This window comes from Novosphingobium sp. BL-S-32, assembly GCF_056857055.1.
This window is the reverse complement of record NZ_CM166477.1, coordinates 2021154-2039252: the sequence shown is the minus strand read 5'-3', so window position 1 is coordinate 2039252 and position 18099 is coordinate 2021154. Positions and strand designations below refer to the sequence as shown.

Genomic DNA, 18099 nt, shown 5'->3' with positions numbered 1-18099 from the left:
AATGATGAACGAAGACGACCGCGTCGCGCTAGAGCGCGTCCAATCAGAATCGTTTGGGGCTTTGGCCTCGATCCAGAGCTATCGCGATATTAGTGCGGAATACTTCGACAGGTTTCGCCGGGCGGTTATCGACACAGGCGCATATTTTCAAAACAAAGGCCATACTCCGGCCGCTCTGTTCGAAGAGTTAGGCACTGCGGCCAACATTTTGCGCAACGAAGCTACGGCCTTCCCCGGTAGAACAGCCGCCTGTAATGAGATGGCTGAATGGCTGGATCAGCAGCAGGGGTACTTGCCGAAAGATTGATCTCTCTCGTCAACGTCCACTTCCCCAACAAAGCAGAATGGCAGATTTTCAGAGTTTTAACCGGAAACCTGCCTTTCCGGACACGCCGACATCGCGGTCATTGCCCACCTACTTGCTTGGCCCCCATAGCGGACCTAGGTTCGCATAGCCGGGTGGTTGAACAAACGCCCAAGGGAGAAGGCGTAGAAAGTGGGCGAAAAGCTGAAACGGAAAAAGAGGGGCGACGAAAATGCTTATGTTCGTCGCATCGCTTTGCAGTCGCGCGCCGTTCTCGTCCTCTATGAGATCGTTGTTGGAGCAATCACCTGCTACGCGCTAGCCGACCTCGTTTTGGGGCTGAACCAAGGTTATAGCTGGAATGACGTATTAGTCGGCGCTGGAATGATGGTCTTTGGCATCGCCCTATATCTGGCCGGCCAAGGGATTTTCAGGTTCGTCGCTGACAACTACTGACCACTCACGCATTCCAATCGAATGGCGGCGGGCCAGTGGCAGCTATCGCGCTTTCTGCGCGCGAAACCGGACTGACCGGACACCCCAACATCCGAGACGTTCGGGCGGGTCAGACAGATCGCCATTAGTTGCCGTTCGCCAGGGGCTATTCTGAAAAGCAGAACGTCAGCTCTGGGTGTCGTCAAAATGGCCGCTGAGCGACCGGAATGGGCGCGTAGCCGACCGGCTGTCTTTAAATGATTTAATCCGAAACCGGCCTGACGGCAGACGCCGTCGACTCTCGCTGAATAGGTGCTAGATTTTTCTTTGATAAAGCAGGAGTCGAATGATGATCGCCCGGCACTACATATTTGCGATTTTAAGCGTAACAGCTCCCGCGGAGGCTCTCGCTGCAAATGGCCCAGTTTCAAAATTCGACGATCGCCCTTTTGAAGAGTACGTGTCCGCAGGGGCCATCTACGACATAGAGCGCTGCCTGATCGATGCGCCCGACAGCTACGTGCCGTTCGTTTACCAGCAGCCTGACCGTCCGGACTTCGTTCGGCTGCTTTATTTTTCAGTAAGCGATTACGCAGGCGGTGCGAAAGTGCGTGTAGACCTGACGCGTGAAGGTAGTGGCACCCATGTAAAAGCTTGGCCTGCCAGCACCGGCTTGACCCTGACTAAGCTGACCAACTGCGCGCCAAAATAGTAGCGGCAGCAAGCCCAACATTTCTGTCATTCAGCGCCTGCTCAAGGACTTCCCGATAGCTGCCAATCGTTCAGGCAATTCTATCCTAGCGGCGTAGAAACGCAGACCGACCGCTCTTATGTTCGTTTTCAAGAGCGTTTGACATGACAGTCTCCTTTCGTCGCTGACGACGAAATTTGAAAGTAAAGTTTGGTGCACGAAGTAGGAGACAGGGCTTTAGACGACGGTTGGCACACTCTTATTCGCGGGTTGGATACCGCATTTCCGTATGTTCGTCCGGGGCTGCCTCGGTCTTTTGGTCGGGCATAGACTTTAATAGTCCGCCACAAAGCGGACGCGAGGGTTCCCCACCGGGGCCCTGTCCCCAACTTCGTACATCAAACAGATGATATCGGCTTCGATTTTCTCCTTACTATGTTGCAGGCGTCCGCCTCAGTCCTGTGCGGCGGGTGAGACCTCTTGCCCAATGGCCCAAAGAAACGCCGCCATCTCGCGCGCAATCGCGGTTACGGCGACCGCCTTTCGCTTCCCGGCCGCCATAAGCTTTCGATAGCGAGCGCATAACCTGACTTGCGCCTTCCAGGCGATTTCCCGCACAGGGATTGGCAGATCTTCCAGGCGAGCTTGAAGCGTGTGGCTCACTCTAGCCGGGAAGCGATATGTCCACGCGCCCTCGACCAGCACCCGGCGCGCCCGCATGTTGCCTGCCTTCGTGATGCCGCCGCGCCTCACCCGTTCCCCAGTCGAACTTTCTGAGGGCACGAGTCCCAGATACGCCATCAACTGCGGGGCGCTGTCAAAGCGACGTATGTCCCCGATCTCGACAACAAAAGTGACAGCGGTGAGGAATGCAACGCCGCGCATCGCCTGATAGGCGTTGACGACGGGGGCCATCGACCAGGAGGCTGCCGTTTCGGAAACCTGTTTGGTGATCCTTTCGAAGCGGACTTCAGCATCCTCGATCGCTCGCATATATTCCTCGAGCACAATGTGGTGGGCTGGGTGCGTGAAGCTTTGCTTGGCCAGCCATCGACGATGGATCTTTGTCCATGTCGCCTTGCCTTTGTAGATCCGACCGTGTCGTAGCAGGAATGCCTGAAGCTGCTGGCGTGCTCTTCTCAGCGCGTCGTTGGCGGCTTCGCGCGCCCGTACAAGATCGCGTACTGCTTCATGCGCTTCGTCGGGCACCCATACTCGTGTCAACTCGCCAGCACGGTGGAGCCGCGCCAAGCTTAAGGCATCACGCCGGTTTGTCTTCACCCTGTCACCGGGACGCTTGGGGATAAGTGACGGTGCCACAACCTCGCAGTCATGACCCAGCCCCAGGATCTGGCGATAGAGATCGTATCCGGTCGGTCCAGCCTCGTAGCAAAAGTGAAGCCTGCCCCCGCGCTTTGCCAGCTTCGCCACCATCGCGGCTACGGATGCAGGCTCCGACGAAATGTCACCAAAAAACCGCACTTCGCCAGTCCGATCACCTTCCGCAATTGCGACCGAGATCTTCAACTTTGACGTGTCGAGTCCGACGAAAAGTTCGCTATGCTCTTCCATGGTCCGCCCTCGCTTAAGCTTGGGGCACGGCGCCGGCCCTTCCGGCGCAACCCCCGATCCTAGCTTACCGTGGGGGCGGGCCACCTTCACCAATCGAACATACGGTCTTTCAGGTTCATCAAAGCAGCTGCCGAATGATTGAATCGGGGCGCGCAGCCGACCGCGGACTCAGCCTCACGGCTAAATAAGTGGGATTGGCAGTTCATTTCTACCATCCTCCGGGACACGATCTCGCTCAGAAAGTCCAAGCCCTGGCCTTGGTGCCGGGATGGTGTCCTTCGCGGAACTTCAACAGCGTCAACCTTGCTGGGCAGAGGCGCGTGGCCGAAGCTCGCTAACGATGACACCGATCACGATGAGTAGAGCGCCGAAGAGAGCCAGACCCGGCAATCGATCGCCGGCAATACGCCCAACGATACCGGCCCATACTGGCTCACCGGCATAGATGATTGTTGCCCGTGCAGGTGACACGGACTTCTGTGCCCAGTTCATAGTCAACTGGATTATCGCGCTCATGATCCCGAGGCCCAGCGCAGCCGCAGCCCACGTGTAGGCGAAAGTGGGAATAGCTTCCCCCGCGAACGGCATCGCGAGGAATGAGAGTGCGCTGGCAACAAGGAGCTGGATGGTCGTAATCCGCGCACTATCAACTTGGGACGCGAACTGCCCGATGAGCAGAATCTCGCCTGCAATCGCCGCGGCACTGACAAGAGTCGCGAGTTCGCCAACGCCAAGCCCGATATGGAGAACACCAGGACCGGCGAGGCAAACAAGACCCGAGAAGGCGAGGAAAATGCCGAGCCAAGTCATTGCTCTCGGGCGGCGGCGCATGATCACCCACTGCAGAAGCGGTACCATGGGGACGTAAAGTGCAGTCAGGAAGGCAGAGGTGCTGCTGTTGATCGTTTGCAGCCCGAATGTCTGAAGCGCGTATCCCAAGAAGATCGATGCGCCGATCATACTGCCTGCAACGAGCTCGGTCCGGGTCACGCCCAGAAGCGCTTTGTGGAAGAAGACCAGGCTAAGCGCGCCCGCGGTCAGAAACCGGACGCCAACAAAGAAGAGGGGGCCGACCTGCTGGACAGCGAGATGGACAATGAGAAAAGTCCCGCCCCACAGGAAAGTGATCGCAATCAAGGCCAACTCCTGGCGTGAGAAGGCCACTTTACGGGACAGTGGTTGATGCATCATAATGCGCGTCTATGAGCAGTATATTGCACAGTCAAGTTGGCCGAGGCGACGTCCTCGCACACGTCGCCAGCAACCTCAGGCGGATCCGTCTGGCAGCAGGGCTGAGCCAGGAAGGGCTTGCGAAGGCTTCCGGGGTCAGCCGGCGGATGATCGTCAATCTGGAAGGCGGTGATGCCAATGTCAGCCTGTCCAATCTAGAGAGGCTGGCTGAAGCGCTCAATGTCAGTCTCGCGGCGATGATCGCGGATCCTGCTACGCGTAAAGAACGTATCGATGCTGTGACTTGGCGCGGCGTGGACAAGGCAAGCATGGGATTGTTGCGTGCGAGCATTCCGGCAGTTCGCGAAACGCAGCTTTGGGAATGGAGTCTTGCTCCTGGGGAGCGATATCCGGCTGATCCCGATCCTGATGGATGGCGACAGATCATCATAGTCTCGCAAGGAGAGCTGCGGCTTGAAAAACCCGATGGCAATGCAACCATCAGGTCAGGAGACTTTCTGATCTACGAAAGCGATCAGACCTACGCTTACGTCAACGAAGGCAGAAAGGTCGTGCACTTCGTCAGCCTCGGAGTTTTTTGATTCCGGGAAGAGGTGCGCGGATAATTTCATTTTTGGCCGTAGTTTTTTGCGCCGGTCACGGTCGGAAATTTGCCGCCGGCCGCGACCGTCGTGCATCCTTGCAAGGATAATGTGCGCGAGAATTTAGCCGCCGCAGTTCTCTTGTGACGAATGTCGATTGAGGGACGTCGGAATTCCGCGCGCTTCTGAGGATTGCGCGCAACGGTCTAAGGCTGCGCGGAAAATCTCCCGACTTTCAAAAAAATACTCAACGTAGCGATTGACTAGTTCAAAAATTGAATCAATATTCCTCCCAACGACAAAATAGCCGGACGGGAGAATGCCATGAGAGCCATTTGGCCGACGGGCGCAGCTATGCTGGCGCTGGTTGCGATCGCCACGCCCCTGATTGCCGCACCTGCCGATACGATCCGATCGAGGGTGGACAATTACCGCGAGCTTGGGGCGGCGTTCAAAGCGGTGAACGATGGTCTGCGCGGCGATATTCAGTGGGTGCTGCTGGCGCAATCCGTGCGCCAGATCCGGAATGCCTCGCGCGGTCAGTATGAATGGTTTCCTCAGGGCAGTGGGCCTCAGGCGGGCGTGAAGACACGCGCCAAACCGGATATCTGGGCGCAGCCGGCAAAATTCAGAGCCAATCAGGATGCATTCGCCAAGGCGGCCGATGACCTGCAGCGAGCGGTCACCGCCAAGGATGAAGCAGCCGTCAAGGTCAGCGCACGAAACCTCGGCGGAGCCTGCAAGAGTTGCCACGACGCTTTCCGCGCACCGGAGGGCTGAGGTGAGCCGGGAGCCTGCGGCGATGCTTGCCGCATTTGCCGCCACGATCACCGCCATTGCTCCGGCCGGCGCAACCGCGCAGCCCGCCGATTTCGCGATCGCAGCGGCAGACAGATCGCAATTGCCTGCCGGTATCCGCACCAAACGGACCGATGATGGCAGCGTCTATGTCGATGCCCGGGGCGAAGTGCTCTATGGCATGGACATGCGCACGGTCCTGCGCTGGGCGCCGGATCCGAGCAAGTATTGCGCCGGAGCCTGCGAACAGGACTGGCAGCCACTGCTTGCACCGGCCGGTGCCGCGCCGAATATCCGCTTCCCAGGTGGCTCGGGCAAGGCTGTCGATGCCGACGGCTATGTGGATCCTCGCAAGGCACCCGATTGGACGGTCATTGTCGGCGCGCAGGGGCCGCAGTGGGTCTACAAGGGATGGCATCTCGTGTTCACCCGGCATTCGGGTAACCGGGCGTCGACGGCGTTCGACGGAACGGACGGCATGACCTGGAACACCCTGAAATACGTGCCGGCCGTCCCGCAATTGGATGCACCGAGCGGGATTACCACCGCATTTGTCGACGGCGCTTACGCGCTGACGGACAAGGACGGCCGCGTCCTGTTCACGGGAAAATGCGAGCGCGATTGCCGATGGCACCCGCTGCCGGCGCCGATGGCGAGCAGCGGCTCCAGGGATTGGAAAGTCGCCCTCGCCGGCGATGGCCCGGAATGGACATTGCAGGGAAAGCGCGTGTTCGTGGCAGCGGAGAGCGATCCCCATGCCGTGCCGCCGGGAGCCAAGATCCTGCGGCCCTGAGATTGTAAGGGAGAGGCAAGGTGAATAATCGAAAAGTGCGCGGGCGCCTGCTTTTAGGGGTCATGGGCTGCACGTTCGTCGCAGTGATCGGTGTCGGCGCCTTACTGTCGCCGCAAGCTCCAGCGCAGGCCGATGCGATGGGAGGCAAGCTGCCGGAGCCTCCGGCGGACGGGGTGATGGGCTTCGTCGTTCAGGACTTCGTGCCCCCGGTGCTTCAGGACAAGGCTGCTTGCCCAACCGGAACCAGCCCCAAGATCCGCGAGACCTATCTTGCGTCGCTGTCGCCTGACGAGCGCGTGCGGTTGGAGCGAAAGGAAAATGAGCCCGAACTGACCAAGCGCTGGCAGGCAACGGTGTACGGACCGAACGGCACCAATATCTGTTCACAGCCCGATCAGTTCGACCGGCCGCTCTTGAAGACGGTGCAGAGCGCGAATGCGGGCGGCCTCGATCTCGACGGCGACGCTCCGGGCCAGAGCTGCAACCACGAAGAGTTCACCGCGCCAGACGGCCGCACCGGCATCGACAATCAGGAATACCGCGTGATGGGCTGCACGCTCGAATGGCGCGGCAAGGACGGCATCGGCGGAGACCTTCTGACCGGCATGCGCCAGTTCCATGCCTCGGGCGAATGGACGCAGGTCATCCTGCTGCGCGGTGTAGACAGTCTTGAGAACGACGACGATGTGGAGGTGATCTACGGCAATACGCCGGACCGGCCGCAACTCGACAGCCACGGCAATTTCCTGCCCGGTTACAGTTTCACGATCTCCGACAAGCCGCCTCGACACCGCAACGTGCTCCATGGCCGGATCGTGGCCGGCGTTTTGATGACCGATCCCCAGGACATCAAGCTGACGCAGACCTGGGGGCAGGGGGGCGCGCGCGATATTCGCGGTACGCGCACGGCCTATGATCTGCGCCATGCCAAGTTGCGTCTGGCCTTCCAGTCGGACGGGTCGCTGCGCGGTCTGGTCGGTGGCTATCGCCCGGTTTTTGACGTGATCCAGAGCCCGTCGATCGGCGGCGTGGGGGCCGCGCTGGCGGCCGGGATCGATTGCGCTGGAACGCTTGCGACGCTGCGCAAGTATGCGGACGGCATCCGCGATCCCAAGACCGGTAAGTGCACGGGCGTTTCAAGCGCCATGGAACTGCGCGCTGTGCCGGCCTTCGTCAACGACGTGCCGGTAGCGGCCCGTCCAATCAGGAATCAGGCGCTATGAGACCTTCACGTTTCGTGCCGCTCGGGATCGCTGCCGCTGCGCTTGCCGGTGCTCTGTGGTTTGGCGGAGCAGGGTCGACCATTCCACAGGTCCATGCCGAGGCGAACGCTTCGCAGACACTTCTGGAGGGGCCGCAAGTCGTCGGCATGCGCCGGCTGACCGAAGCCCAGTATCGCAATTCCATTGCCGACATCTTCGGCACCGATATCCGCGTGGCCGGGCGGTTCGAGCCTATCGTTCGTCCGGCGCATCAATTGATCGCCTCCGGCGCGCGCAGTGCGGCAATTTCGCCATCGGGGCTGGAGCAGTTCGATGCGATGGCCCGCGACATCGCCCGGCAGGTCTTCGATGAGCACCATCGCGGGCAGTTCGTGGCATGCACACCGAGCGATCCGGCGAGTGCGGACGCCGATTGCGCACGGCGGACGCTGGCGCCGCTGGGCCGACTGCTGTTCCGCCGCCCGCTGACCGAGCAGGAACTGGCGCTCTATGTTCGCATCGCGGGCGAGGGGGCTGGCCCCACGAAGTCCTTCGCGAAAGGGCTGGAACTCGCGCTCAGTTCCATGCTGGTTTCGCCCTGGTTTCTCTACGTGGTGGAGACGGCCGAGGCCGATCCGGTGAAACCCGGCATACTGCGGCTCGACAATAGCTCGCGAGCTGCGCGCCTCAGCTTCATGCTCTGGAACTCGACGCCCAATGCGAGTCTTCTGGATGCTGCGGCGGCCGGCAAGCTGACCGATCAGCCGCAACTCACGGCAATCGTCCAGCACATGGTCGCCTCGCCCCGCTTCGAACAGGGCCTCAGGGCCTTCTTCTCCGACATGCTGCTGTTCGAGAAGTTCGACGAGCTTGCCAAGGACCCGGTGATCTACCCCTACTTCAATCAGGACGTGCTGCAGGCACTCCCCGAACAAATGCTGCGTACGATCAGCACGCAGCTGCTCGACGGCGACGGGGACTACAGGGAGCTGTTCACCACTCGCAAAACCTGGATGAATCGGCCGCTGGGCGCGCTCTATCGGGTTCCCGTCAGCCAATCGCAGGGCTGGGTGCCTTACGAGTTTTCCGCAGGCTCCGATCGGTCCGGGCTGCTGGGGCTCGCCGGCTTCCTGGCGATGTATTCCCATTCCGGCCGCAGTTCGCCAACGCTCCGAGGACGGGCGATCCGCGAGCTGCTGCTGTGTCAGCCCGTGCCCAATCCGCCGGGCAATGTGAATTTCACCGCAGTGCAGGATGTCACCAACAGGGCGATGCCGACGGCCCGCATCCGCCTCGATGCGCACACTACCGACCCGGTCTGCGCAGGCTGTCACAAGATCACCGATCCGATCGGACTTCCGCTCGAACGCTTCGACGGCATCGGCGCATTCCGGGCGAGCGAGAACGACGCGCCGATCGATGTCTCGGGAGCAATGGACGATGCCCATTTCACCGGGGGCGACGGCCTTGGGAAGACCATCGCCGCCAGCCAGGATGCGACGATGTGCGTGACCTCGCGCGTGCTGGAATACGCGACCGGCAGGTCCAGCGAGGACGGTGAACTCGTGGAGAAGCTGGAAAGCCGTTTTGCAGGCGACGGTTATCGCTTGCGCAAGCTCGTCGAGGCGGTCGCGACATTGCCTCAAACCTACGAAATTCCCCGCGAAGACCTGAAGGCCGGCCCCGCGCAAGTGGCCAGTCGGCGCTAACGACAGGAGGATCATCATGGCATTCGACATGTCCCGCCGCTTTGCCCTCAAGGGCATGCTGAACGGCGCCGCCGTTACCGTGGGCGTTCCGCTCCTCGATATCTTTCTCGACAGCAATGGGGAGGCGCTTGCCGCGACCGGCGCGCCGATGCCGGTCCGTTTCGGCACGTGGTTCTGGGGGCTTGGCGTCAATCCCACCCGCTGGTTTCCGGACAAAGCCGGGCCGGGATATGACCTCAAGCCCGAACTGGAAGTGATCAAGCCGCATGCCGGAAAGATCAATATCCTGGGCAACTTCAATGTCATGCTGGATGGAGCGCCGAACCTGCCGCACGTTTCGGGCGGCCCGGCGATCCGGACCGGACGCGCGATCACGGCGGAGGGCGGGCTCCCCGGCGAAAGCTTCGACGTCACCATCGGCGACCGGATTGGCTCGCGCACGCGCTTTCGCAGCCTTGAGACCTCGGCCTCGGGCGATCCGCGCAACTCGCTGAGCGGGCGGGGTGGGGGCAATCTCAACCCGTCGGAGGGATCGGCGGCCGGGCTCTATCGCCGCCTGTTCGGCACGGGCTTCAAGGATCCCAACAGCGCCCAGTTCACGCCCGATCCCGAAGTGATGGCGCGCCGCAGCGTCCTTTCGGCCGTGACCGAACAGCGCCAGTCGCTGGAAGGCGCGGTCGGGGCGGCGGACCGGCAGAAGCTCGACCAGTATTACACGTCGGTACGCCAGCTTGAGAACCAGCTTGAAGTGGAACTGACCAAGCCCGAGCCGCTTCAGGCCTGTCTGGTGCCGAAGCCCGTTGCCGATCGCGCGGTCAATGCGGAGATCGAGAATGTGGTGAACAACCATGCGCTGATGACCGACCTGCTCGTCATGGCGCTCGCATGCGACCAGACGCGCGTGTTCAACATGATGTTCAACAACGGCGCTTCCTCGCTCACGCGGATCGGCAGCACCATCACCCACCATCAACTCACCCATGAAGAAGCACTCGACAACCGGCTCGGCTATCAACCGGAGGCCACCTACTTCCTCAATCGCATCTTCGAGGCGTGGACCTACTTCGTCGGGGCGCTCGACAAAGTGCAGGAGGGATCGCGTACCCTGCTCGATAACACGCTGGTCTTTGCGCATTCGGAGACCGAATTCGCCAAGTTCCACACCATCGACAATATCCCGATGATGACGGCAGGGAGCGGTGGCGGGCGGATCAAGACCGGCATCTACGTGGACGGCATGGGGACCCCGGTCAGCCGCGTGGGGCTTACCTTGCAACAGGTAATGGGTGTGCCGGTCGACAAATGGGGGGCCAAAAGCATGGAGACGGGCAAATCGATCGCGGAGCTGGTTGCATGAGGCCGTATTCGTCCATCGCTATTGCAACAGCGGCGCTCCTTTCGGCGTTCGGGCCCGTGATTTCCCATGCCCAGCAAGCACCGGCTTCGAGCTCGGTCCGAATGGTGGGCACAGTGCTCAATGCCGCCGCCATCGACAAGGAGCTTGCCTTCTACAAGGCGGCGTTCGGACTTGAGGTGGGCATGACTCTGGATCACGGGACGCGGCGCGAATACATGCTGCGCTTCTCGCGGGACCCGATGGAAGCCGGGCTGATTCTGGTTCACGACAGCGCCCCGGCCAGTCCCGCGCGCCTGACGCATGGCAATGCGTTTGATCGCATCGTGCTGCGCATCAGCGACATGGATGCGCTGGTTGCCCGGCTCGATGCCGGCGGTTTCCCTCATGAAATGGTACGCCAAGTCGCACAAGGGTATTCGGTTCTCCAGCTTCTGGATCCAGAGGGCTATCCTATCGAAGTGATCCAGAGCGGCGGCAAGGAGCATGCACAATGACCGCTTCTCGCAGACAACTTCTTGCGCAGGCATTTGCCGTGGCGGGCGCCGCATCCGTGGGAATAGTCCTTGGCAGCGATGCTTTTGCCCAGGGTGCCGCGCCCGTTTGCTACGATCCGGCGTCGCTGCCCTTCACGCAGAAGAGCCGCCGCAAGTCGCTCGGTTATATCGAGGCCTCGTCCGATCCCGCGCGGCATTGTTCGGCTTGTGCATTCTTCACGGCAACTGCGACAGGCTGCGGGACCTGCCAGATGCTGTCGGGCGGGCCGGTCAATGATGGCGGCGTCTGCAATTCGTTCGCGAAGAAGGCGGCGAAATGAGTGCTGGAACGAGCGTCCGAGTCTGGGATCTGCCCACGCGGCTGTTCCACTGGTTTCTCGTGCTGTTGTTCGCGTTCTCCTGGTGGAGCGCGGAAAACCGGCACATGGACTGGCACTACATCTCGGGCCTGAGCCTGCTTGGCCTGCTGGCGTTCCGCTTGATATGGGGCTTCGTCGGCGCCAGCACGGCTCGCCTGCACGCCCTGTTCGCGTCCCCGCGCGCGGCGATTGCCTATTTGCGGGGACGGGGCAGTCCGCGCCTGGGTCACAATCCGCTGGGCGGTTACAGCGTGATCGTGATGCTGCTTTTGCTGGCCGTACAGATCGGCACGGGACTTTTTGCGACGGATGTCGATGGCCTTGAATCCGGCCCATTGTCGTTCCTGGTTACCTTCGATCAGGGCCGTCTGGCGGCAGAGGTCCATGCCTTCAGTTTCAATCTGCTGCTTGCGCTGGTGGCGCTGCATATCGTCGCCATAGCCTTCTATCTCGTCGTTCGGGGCAGAAACCTGGTTGCGCCGATGCTCAGCGGGCGGGATCCGGGGATCGGCGACGCGCAGCAGCAAATGAAGCCGGGGCACCCGGTTGCCTTTGTCATTGCCGCCTTACTTGCTACCTTGCTGGCCTGGTCGGTCAGCAAGGGTTTCGGTTTGTGAAAGGTACACCGCGCGAAGAGCTTTTAAGGCGCGCGTTTTCCCCCCAGGAAGGGGATACTGAGCGACCGAAAGGTGCCGATGACGAGATAGAATGGAGCGATATCGCCCCGGTCATCGAAGGGCTGGTCTTTGCGGGGCGCCCGATTGGCGATGCGACGGCGGAGGTCACGGAGCGATACGATCTTGGGCCTCGCGGATGCTACATCCTCAGCGCTATCAATCGCGGGATTACCTACCCGCAAGACCTCGCTTCGCTGCTCCGGATCGGGCGAAGCTTGGTGACGGCGGAACTGAATCGGCTCAATGCTGCCGGACTTATCGGCAGCACGCCCGGCAAAGATGATCGTAGGCGTGCCGAACTCAGTCTGACCGCGCAGGGCCGGGAGGCCAGTGAGGAGGTCCGACGAGCACTGGAACAGAGCATCCGCGAAAATTTGCGAGAATATTCGTTGGAAGAGATCAGATTGTTCGCGCGGATGCTGATGAATGTCTCTCGTCCTCGCGACGCCGCAGGTGATGACGGGGCTCTCGACCGGTCCTGATCGTCCATCTTATCGTTACCGGGAAGCCAACCTGAAGAATGGACATCAGGTCGTTGATTGGGTGATAAGCCGATAGCTAGCGCGTCGTAGTCGGCTCACTGCGGATCCACGTTTACGACGAAAAAAGGGCGGAGGTCATGAGACCCCCGCCCAGTTGTTAGCTCGGAGAGAGCTTACTCGGAGGTATCAGCGAGAGCCAAAAGCGTAGCGCACGTTGATGCCGAATTCGCGAGGCGCCGTTGCCGTTACGCCGGTGTATGTGCTGGTCGCGGTGGCCGCCATGGTGCTGGTGGCGCCTGTCGGGATCAGATAGCTCGTGGACAAGGGATTCGTTCGCGAGAGTGTTTTGGTCGTGTCCAAAATGTTCTTGGCGAACAGCGACACTTCCCATGCTCCCTTCGGATCCCTGATTCCGGCGAACAGGTTGAGCAAACCGTAAGCGCCGACGTCGTCGAACTGGTTGGTCGGATCCGTCTGGGAGTGCCCGTTAAAGCTGAACAGACCGCGCAGGTACCCATCCACCTTGTGGGAAATGGGGAGCATATATTCGCTGGTCACTGACGCGCTGAACGGCGCCTGGAAACCGGAACGCTGCGAAACCTGGCAGGATGCGACATTGTTGGCGCCGACAGCTGCCTGCAACTGAGCCAGACTGGGAGCAGATGTGACCGAATCCGGTACGCCGTCTCCGTTCAAATCGTTACAGGGCACTGTCCCGTTCTTGATCTTGCCGAGCGAGTAGCTGCCGACGAGGCCGACAGACCACTGCGGCGTCACGCTGAAATTGAGATCGCCCTCGAGGCCATTCACTTCAACGGGAACTGCCCCGACGAAATTGAACTGCGATACCTGCTGTGCAAGCCCGGTCACGGCACCCGCTGCATTGCGAAGGGCAACGGTGTTGATGAAGTAGACGCCCTGGCCGCCAACGCGGTACGGATAATTTTTGAACTTCTGATGGTAGGCGGTGAGGTTGGCCCGCAATCTGCCGTCCATCAGGGTGCTTTTGACACCGAGCTCATACGACTTGGAGGATTCTGCCGGCAAGTTCGTGAACGAATCCTCGAGCGCGGAGCGGGCAAGGTTGAAGTCGCCGACTACATTGATGCCTGGGCGCCACGAGCTTCCGGTGCTTACATAAACCATCAGGTCGTGATTGATGTTGTACTTTGCCGATGCGGAGTAAATCCACTTCTTCGCATCCTGGCCGTCCGTGGAAATCGTATTTCCGTTCACAATCGTTTCGTCATTCGACGTGTAGTCGATGTGGCGCAGGCCCCCCGAAAGCTCGAACGCGTCGCTGATATGTCCCGTCAGGTTGCCGAAGAACGACTGTTCATGGGAGGATCCGACGCGTTCGATCGGCGTATAGACCACGGAAAGCAGCTGCCCGGTTGGCAGGCCGATCATCGTGGGTGACGTCAACTCGGTTGGTGAACTGTTCTTGTAGTCGAAGAAGCCTGCCACATAGTCCAAAACTCCGAACATGCGCTCGCTGTTCTGGATGCGAACTTCATGCGATGTCGAAGCCGGGTGAGAAAACGTGGTCTGATACACGTCCCCAGGGAAGAAGTTGGCACCATCCTGGTTGGCCGTGGAAAATATCTTCTGTGTGTAGTGCTGCCCCTGATAAATCAGGGTCTGCCCCCACTGGTTCGCTTCCGCGCGCCAATTGTAGATATCGTAAACCTGACGGATTTCTCGGGCGTTCTCCTGATCGGAGAGGCGGTCCTTCGTCGAAATGAAGATCGGGCTTGCCGGAGCGTCGGGATTGACCTCGCTAAAGGATGCCACCTGATCATAGGCATAAGACAGTCTGTCCAGGCGCTGATACAGCGCCTCAGCCTTGAACCAGTCAGTTGGCTGCACCAGCGCGGAAATCCGTCCGCTCTTGGTTCGCGCAAAAGGATCTTGATCCCTGAAGATCGTGCGAACGCGGTCGCCATCGCCTTCGTCCCAGACGCCGGCGGCACGGATTGCGGCAATACCCTCGATAATCGGAATGTTGACGGCACCCTTGAAGTTGGTGGTGCCGATGTCATTTGCTGTCAGGTCGACTGTGCCGCCGAATGAATAGAGATCGGGCTTCTTGGCGGTGACAGTGATGGAGCCAGACGGCGCAGCCCTGCCGCGAAGCGTGCCTTGGGGGCCGCGTTGGACCTCGATCTGCCCGATGTCGTACATTTGCTGCAGGATTACACCGGCAGTGATCGGAGCATCGTTGAAATAGAATTCAACGGTCGGATTGTTACCGCTTGCCGTGATGTCGAAATTGACGCCGCGCATGCGCGCGTTACCGCCGGTGCCGTTGGATTCCGTCGTGAGTTGCAACCCCGGCACGATCGTGGAGACATCCTTGAAATCGCGCAAGTTGAGCTTGCTGACTTCATCCGAGGTCACGGTATCGATGACGGCAGGTACATCTTGCACATCCTCATCGCGGCGCCGTGCCTGTACGATGATGACGCTTCCGACTTCTCCATCGCTGACTTCGGGTGATTTGTCCTGCGCCACAGCAGGCGCCGAAAAACCCGCCAATGCCGCAGAGCACAACCAAAGCGCATGAACCCTCATTCAATCACTCCCATATATTGTACGACTCGTTTAATTGCTTTGGCGGATAGGAGGGGGGTGTCAATTTTTTGTCGGACAAGTTCATCCCGATATAGCCGTATTCGCTACGGCGATGGCTGGGGCACCTTCGTCGAGATCAGGCTTGGTTGAGCTTGTCGCCGATATGGGCTCTGCGCTGTACAGAGGCGACCTTCCTACGAGGGGCAGGGCGTCTCCGCGTTGAAATTGATCGCCGATTTAACTGCTTTCGGCGGAATTTTGCCGACTTCGGCTGAGGTCAAATCGTTCAGCGTGCGACGAGCGTAGTCGGACAAATGTCGAGTGACGCGCCGAGCAAACTGAAAGGACCGGGCAGACAAATAAACAGAGCGGTTCGCCACCTGCTTCTTTCGCCTGCCCGATAAGGTTTTCAGAGGGTTCGGGGTTCAGGCGAGCCAAAGGGAGGGAGGTCCCTTCTGATATCACTACGGATAGTATAATTGAGTTGAGTGTCAACGCGAAGTTCGAACGCAATCGGCCCGTATATTTGGCAATCGCGCGCGCGATCCGAACCAGGCTTTCAGGTACCCACCATCAAATTCAGCCGAATGCGATGGTGGGGACCCGCCATAGCATGATGCAGGTGAAGGCACCTCCCAACGATCAGCTACCCTGGATCAGACCTCAGGGGGCTTTGACGAGGCCACTGCTTCGCACTTCCCATGATCCGTTCTTTGGAAAACCCGGTGCTTTGCCGTCCGGCGCGCCGTCCCACCCACCAGCCATCATGGCCACGGCATAGAGCAGGGATCCATTGCTCGGAAGGTAGAGCGGGATGGCAGAAAACTGCGGCGAATGGCCGTTCGGGAGGTAGGTGTTCTTATCGGATTCCATCATCAGCGCTTCGATTGCCAGATCGGGTTCGCCTAGACGCGCAGCAGTCATTGCCATGACAGGAAATTGCCAACCGATGTCGCCATGCTTGGCGTCGAGTATCTTGCGGAAGGTGCGTCGCATCACTTCGCGATCGATGCCATCGCCGTTGAGCATTCCCAAGCTGCCGATGATCATCGGCATGGTCGTGTCGGTGGCAGTTTCACCGGTTACATAGACGCCGTCGCGAATTGGGAGGGGCGGCATGTTAGCGAGAATGTGATCCCACTTCTCTTCCCGGGGCAGGCCCAGCCGCTCGCGCCATAGCTGTGCTGTTTTAAGCCCATAGCGCCAGTACGTCAGTTCGAAGACGTGGTTCCATTGGCGATCGTGATCCTGGGCGTAATGTTCATTGGCGTCCGACAACGGAGGGCCGAGGCGATAGTAGCCGAGGCCTTTATCGAAGACGATGAACGACGCCATGAACTTGGCGCTTTCAAACACCATCTCCTGATGGAGCATCAGCGTTTCGCGGGTTGGCCGGTCGCGATAGCACAATTCGGCGAGACTGATCGGGTGAGGCTGCTGCCAAACGAGAAATGGCTCGATGTCGTTGGGCTTGAGATCGCCTTCGGGTCCGCAGCTTTTTGGCCAGCGCGCCCCGTCATAACCCTGCTTTCTCGCTAGTCGCTGCGATTTCGCAAGGATCCGGCGATAGAATCCGAGACTGCGTTCGAGCAATTCGCTGCGTCCCCACAGCGCAAAGTGCGCGCTATGGAAGAAGTGCATTTCAAGGTGAAATTTGCCGTACCAGCTGTTCGTAGTCAGGCCGGTTTCTTGAGGGGGCGTCGTGCCGCACGATTGAATGCGCGTCAGATATTGCGACAGTACAATGCGCCGTTCCAACTCCTTGGCGCGGGGGTCCGTGCAGCCTGCCAAATCTATCGAACCACGCGAACTCCAGAAATTCTCCCACATGGCCGTCGAAGCGGTGGCCGTTTTTGTGGGACTTGGAAGGTTCGCGGGCAGCGCCGACGGGGCAAACGCAGCAACAAATTCGAGCGTGCGGGCAGATGCCGATGGAGATAGCAGGAACGTATGGGGCGCCGTCTCGGCCAGAGAGGCATTGCCCTGCCACTCGAGCGCAACATCGTACTGGTCACTGTCCAGATCGCGAGCAAAGTCGGCGCGCGACTTCCTACTCCGTCGCATGACGGTGCGATGGGCAGTAGGGCGATCCCATATCGCGCCATCCCCGACAAAACCGGGGAAAGCGAAAATCGGGCCTTTCTTGTGGGCTGCACCGGGACCGTATGGAAAGGCGATGCTGACGGCCAACTGCCCCTTACCGATAAGCGCCGATTCCACGCGGACCGCGATTTGAGCCTGCGTGGGATGGCAACTCGTCGTCACCGTCACGGGTTCGCCGTCGAACACGAAATGGCTTTTGATCAGGCCCTGCCACAGATCGAGCTCCTGATGGATTTCCGTCAGATCGCTCAGCTTTGCAGGCGTTCCGGCCTTGTCTTTTAGCATCATCGCGATGCGCCCGAGATTCATTCTGCCAGGCGTCGAGTACAGGTAATTGGAGGCGGCCTCCAATTCTGCCGGTGTGACACCCTTTTGGTAGACGAGATAGGGGACGTCCCGTCCATCGACCTTGCTGTTCGTCCAGGGGAAGTCTTCCAGTTTGAAGCCCTCTGGGCTCGGTTCTGTGTGGAAGCCCCATTGGGATTGGGTGGCGAGCGGAATGCCCTTTTTGTAATCGCTGGCAAAGGACTGGAGGCCAGTGACGTCTGTGGTGAATGCAAACTCGCCGTTCCCTACGGAGAGAGGGCAGTGGATGTCGACAGCGTTGAGAACCACTTTATGCCGATCGACAAGCGCGCGCCTGTCAGAATGGATATCGGCAGCGATCGCTTGTTCAGGATTCAAGCCCAAGCCGATGGCGGCCGCGCCGACCCCGCCAATTGTGCCCACTGCAAACTGTCGGCGGCTCACGCCTGCAACGTTTCGAATTCCGCTCAC

Annotated in this window: 17 protein-coding genes; 13 read left to right on the top strand and 4 right to left on the bottom strand. The window is 59.9% G+C overall.

Annotated features, from left to right (window positions below):
- Position 1: 1 nt before the first annotated feature.
- From AC1VVK_RS25425 to AC1VVK_RS25415, 3 genes are all read left to right on the top strand, one after another.
- Positions 2-307 carry a hypothetical protein gene (locus AC1VVK_RS25425; RefSeq protein WP_482905932.1) on the top strand — a complete coding sequence of 102 codons (306 nt, stop codon included), beginning with the start codon at positions 2-4 and terminating at the stop codon, positions 305-307.
- Between the two features lie 189 nt (positions 308-496).
- Positions 497-760, top strand: a complete 264-nt coding sequence (locus tag AC1VVK_RS25420) for a hypothetical protein (RefSeq protein ID WP_482905931.1) — start codon at positions 497-499, stop codon at positions 758-760.
- A gap of 325 nt (positions 761-1085) precedes the next feature.
- On the top strand, positions 1086-1451 hold the full coding sequence (locus AC1VVK_RS25415) for a hypothetical protein (protein ID WP_482905930.1): 366 nt from the start codon (positions 1086-1088) through the stop codon (positions 1449-1451).
- A gap of 432 nt (positions 1452-1883) precedes the next feature.
- Here AC1VVK_RS25415 and AC1VVK_RS25410 read toward each other — a convergent pair whose 3' ends face one another.
- Positions 1884-3002, bottom strand: coding sequence for an IS110 family RNA-guided transposase (locus AC1VVK_RS25410; protein WP_482905929.1), 1119 nt, complete (start codon positions 3000-3002; stop codon positions 1884-1886).
- A 297-nt stretch (positions 3003-3299) separates the two neighbouring features.
- A complete protein-coding gene (locus AC1VVK_RS25405) occupies positions 3300-4139 on the bottom strand; it encodes a DMT family transporter (protein ID WP_482905928.1) in 840 nt (279 codons plus the stop codon).
- Between the two features lie 65 nt (positions 4140-4204).
- On the opposite strand from AC1VVK_RS25405, the gene AC1VVK_RS25400 reads away from it, so the two are divergent.
- From AC1VVK_RS25400 to AC1VVK_RS25355, 10 genes are all read left to right on the top strand, one after another.
- Entirely contained in the window at positions 4205-4774 is a 570-nt protein-coding gene (locus tag AC1VVK_RS25400) for a helix-turn-helix domain-containing protein (RefSeq protein WP_482905927.1), read from the top strand.
- 354 nt (positions 4775-5128) lie between these two features.
- Entirely contained in the window at positions 5129-5554 is a 426-nt protein-coding gene (locus AC1VVK_RS25395) for a c-type cytochrome (RefSeq protein ID WP_482905926.1), read from the top strand.
- Position 5555: 1 nt separating this feature from the next.
- Positions 5556-6365 (top strand): COG4315 family predicted lipoprotein, encoded by an 810-nt coding sequence (locus AC1VVK_RS25390; protein ID WP_482905925.1) that lies wholly within the window; start codon positions 5556-5558, stop codon positions 6363-6365.
- Between the two features lie 20 nt (positions 6366-6385).
- Positions 6386-7588, top strand: a complete 1203-nt coding sequence (locus tag AC1VVK_RS25385) for a hypothetical protein (RefSeq protein WP_482905924.1) — start codon at positions 6386-6388, stop codon at positions 7586-7588.
- Entirely contained in the window at positions 7585-9276 is a 1692-nt protein-coding gene (locus tag AC1VVK_RS25380; RefSeq protein WP_482905923.1) for a DUF1592 domain-containing protein, read from the top strand. Before AC1VVK_RS25385 ends, AC1VVK_RS25380 begins: the two co-directional genes overlap by 4 nt.
- 16 nt (positions 9277-9292) lie before the next feature.
- Positions 9293-10633: a DUF1552 domain-containing protein gene (locus AC1VVK_RS25375; protein WP_482905922.1), complete on the top strand. Its 1341-nt coding sequence runs from the start codon at positions 9293-9295 to the stop codon at positions 10631-10633.
- Positions 10634-10734: 101 nt separating this feature from the next.
- Complete coding sequence (locus AC1VVK_RS25370; RefSeq protein WP_482905921.1) at positions 10735-11127, top strand: VOC family protein; 393 nt, start codon at positions 10735-10737, stop codon at positions 11125-11127.
- Positions 11124-11447, top strand: a complete 324-nt coding sequence (locus AC1VVK_RS25365) for a high-potential iron-sulfur protein (protein ID WP_482905920.1) — start codon at positions 11124-11126, stop codon at positions 11445-11447. Before AC1VVK_RS25370 ends, AC1VVK_RS25365 begins: the two co-directional genes overlap by 4 nt.
- Positions 11444-12103 (top strand): cytochrome b/b6 domain-containing protein, encoded by a 660-nt coding sequence (locus AC1VVK_RS25360; protein WP_482905919.1) that lies wholly within the window; start codon positions 11444-11446, stop codon positions 12101-12103. Before AC1VVK_RS25365 ends, AC1VVK_RS25360 begins: the two co-directional genes overlap by 4 nt.
- Positions 12100-12645, top strand: a complete 546-nt coding sequence (locus AC1VVK_RS25355; protein ID WP_482905918.1) for a MarR family winged helix-turn-helix transcriptional regulator — start codon at positions 12100-12102, stop codon at positions 12643-12645. Before AC1VVK_RS25360 ends, AC1VVK_RS25355 begins: the two co-directional genes overlap by 4 nt.
- A gap of 186 nt (positions 12646-12831) precedes the next feature.
- Here the strand turns inward: AC1VVK_RS25355 and AC1VVK_RS25350 are convergent, their stop codons facing one another.
- Together AC1VVK_RS25350 and AC1VVK_RS25345 are read right to left on the bottom strand one after the other, a co-directional pair.
- Positions 12832-15219, bottom strand: a complete 2388-nt coding sequence (locus tag AC1VVK_RS25350; RefSeq protein WP_482905917.1) for a TonB-dependent receptor — start codon at positions 15217-15219, stop codon at positions 12832-12834.
- A 663-nt stretch (positions 15220-15882) separates the two neighbouring features.
- The gene (locus tag AC1VVK_RS25345) at positions 15883-18099 is read right to left on the bottom strand and encodes a hypothetical protein (protein WP_482905916.1); all 2217 of its coding nucleotides are present in this window, start codon (positions 18097-18099) and stop codon (positions 15883-15885) included.

Excerpts from the sequence above, each read along its gene's own strand:
- AC1VVK_RS25415 (WP_482905930.1), top strand. The coding sequence starts at position 1,086 with ATGATGATCGCCCGGCACTACATATTTGCGATTTTAAGCGTAACAGCT.
- AC1VVK_RS25360 (WP_482905919.1), top strand. The coding sequence starts at position 11,444 with ATGAGTGCTGGAACGAGCGTCCGAGTCTGGGATCTGCCCACGCGGCTG.
- AC1VVK_RS25380 (WP_482905923.1), top strand. The coding sequence starts at position 7,585 with ATGAGACCTTCACGTTTCGTGCCGCTCGGGATCGCTGCCGCTGCGCTT.
- AC1VVK_RS25425 (WP_482905932.1), top strand. The coding sequence starts at position 2 with ATGATGAACGAAGACGACCGCGTCGCGCTAGAGCGCGTCCAATCAGAA.
- AC1VVK_RS25375 (WP_482905922.1), top strand. The coding sequence starts at position 9,293 with ATGGCATTCGACATGTCCCGCCGCTTTGCCCTCAAGGGCATGCTGAAC.
- AC1VVK_RS25365 (WP_482905920.1), top strand. The coding sequence starts at position 11,124 with ATGACCGCTTCTCGCAGACAACTTCTTGCGCAGGCATTTGCCGTGGCG.
- AC1VVK_RS25370 (WP_482905921.1), top strand. The coding sequence starts at position 10,735 with ATGGTGGGCACAGTGCTCAATGCCGCCGCCATCGACAAGGAGCTTGCC.
- AC1VVK_RS25400 (WP_482905927.1), top strand. The coding sequence starts at position 4,205 with ATGAGCAGTATATTGCACAGTCAAGTTGGCCGAGGCGACGTCCTCGCA.
- AC1VVK_RS25410 (WP_482905929.1), bottom strand. The coding sequence starts at position 3,002 with ATGGAAGAGCATAGCGAACTTTTCGTCGGACTCGACACGTCAAAGTTG.
- AC1VVK_RS25395 (WP_482905926.1), top strand. The coding sequence starts at position 5,129 with ATGCTGGCGCTGGTTGCGATCGCCACGCCCCTGATTGCCGCACCTGCC.
- AC1VVK_RS25350 (WP_482905917.1), bottom strand. The coding sequence starts at position 15,219 with ATGAGGGTTCATGCGCTTTGGTTGTGCTCTGCGGCATTGGCGGGTTTT.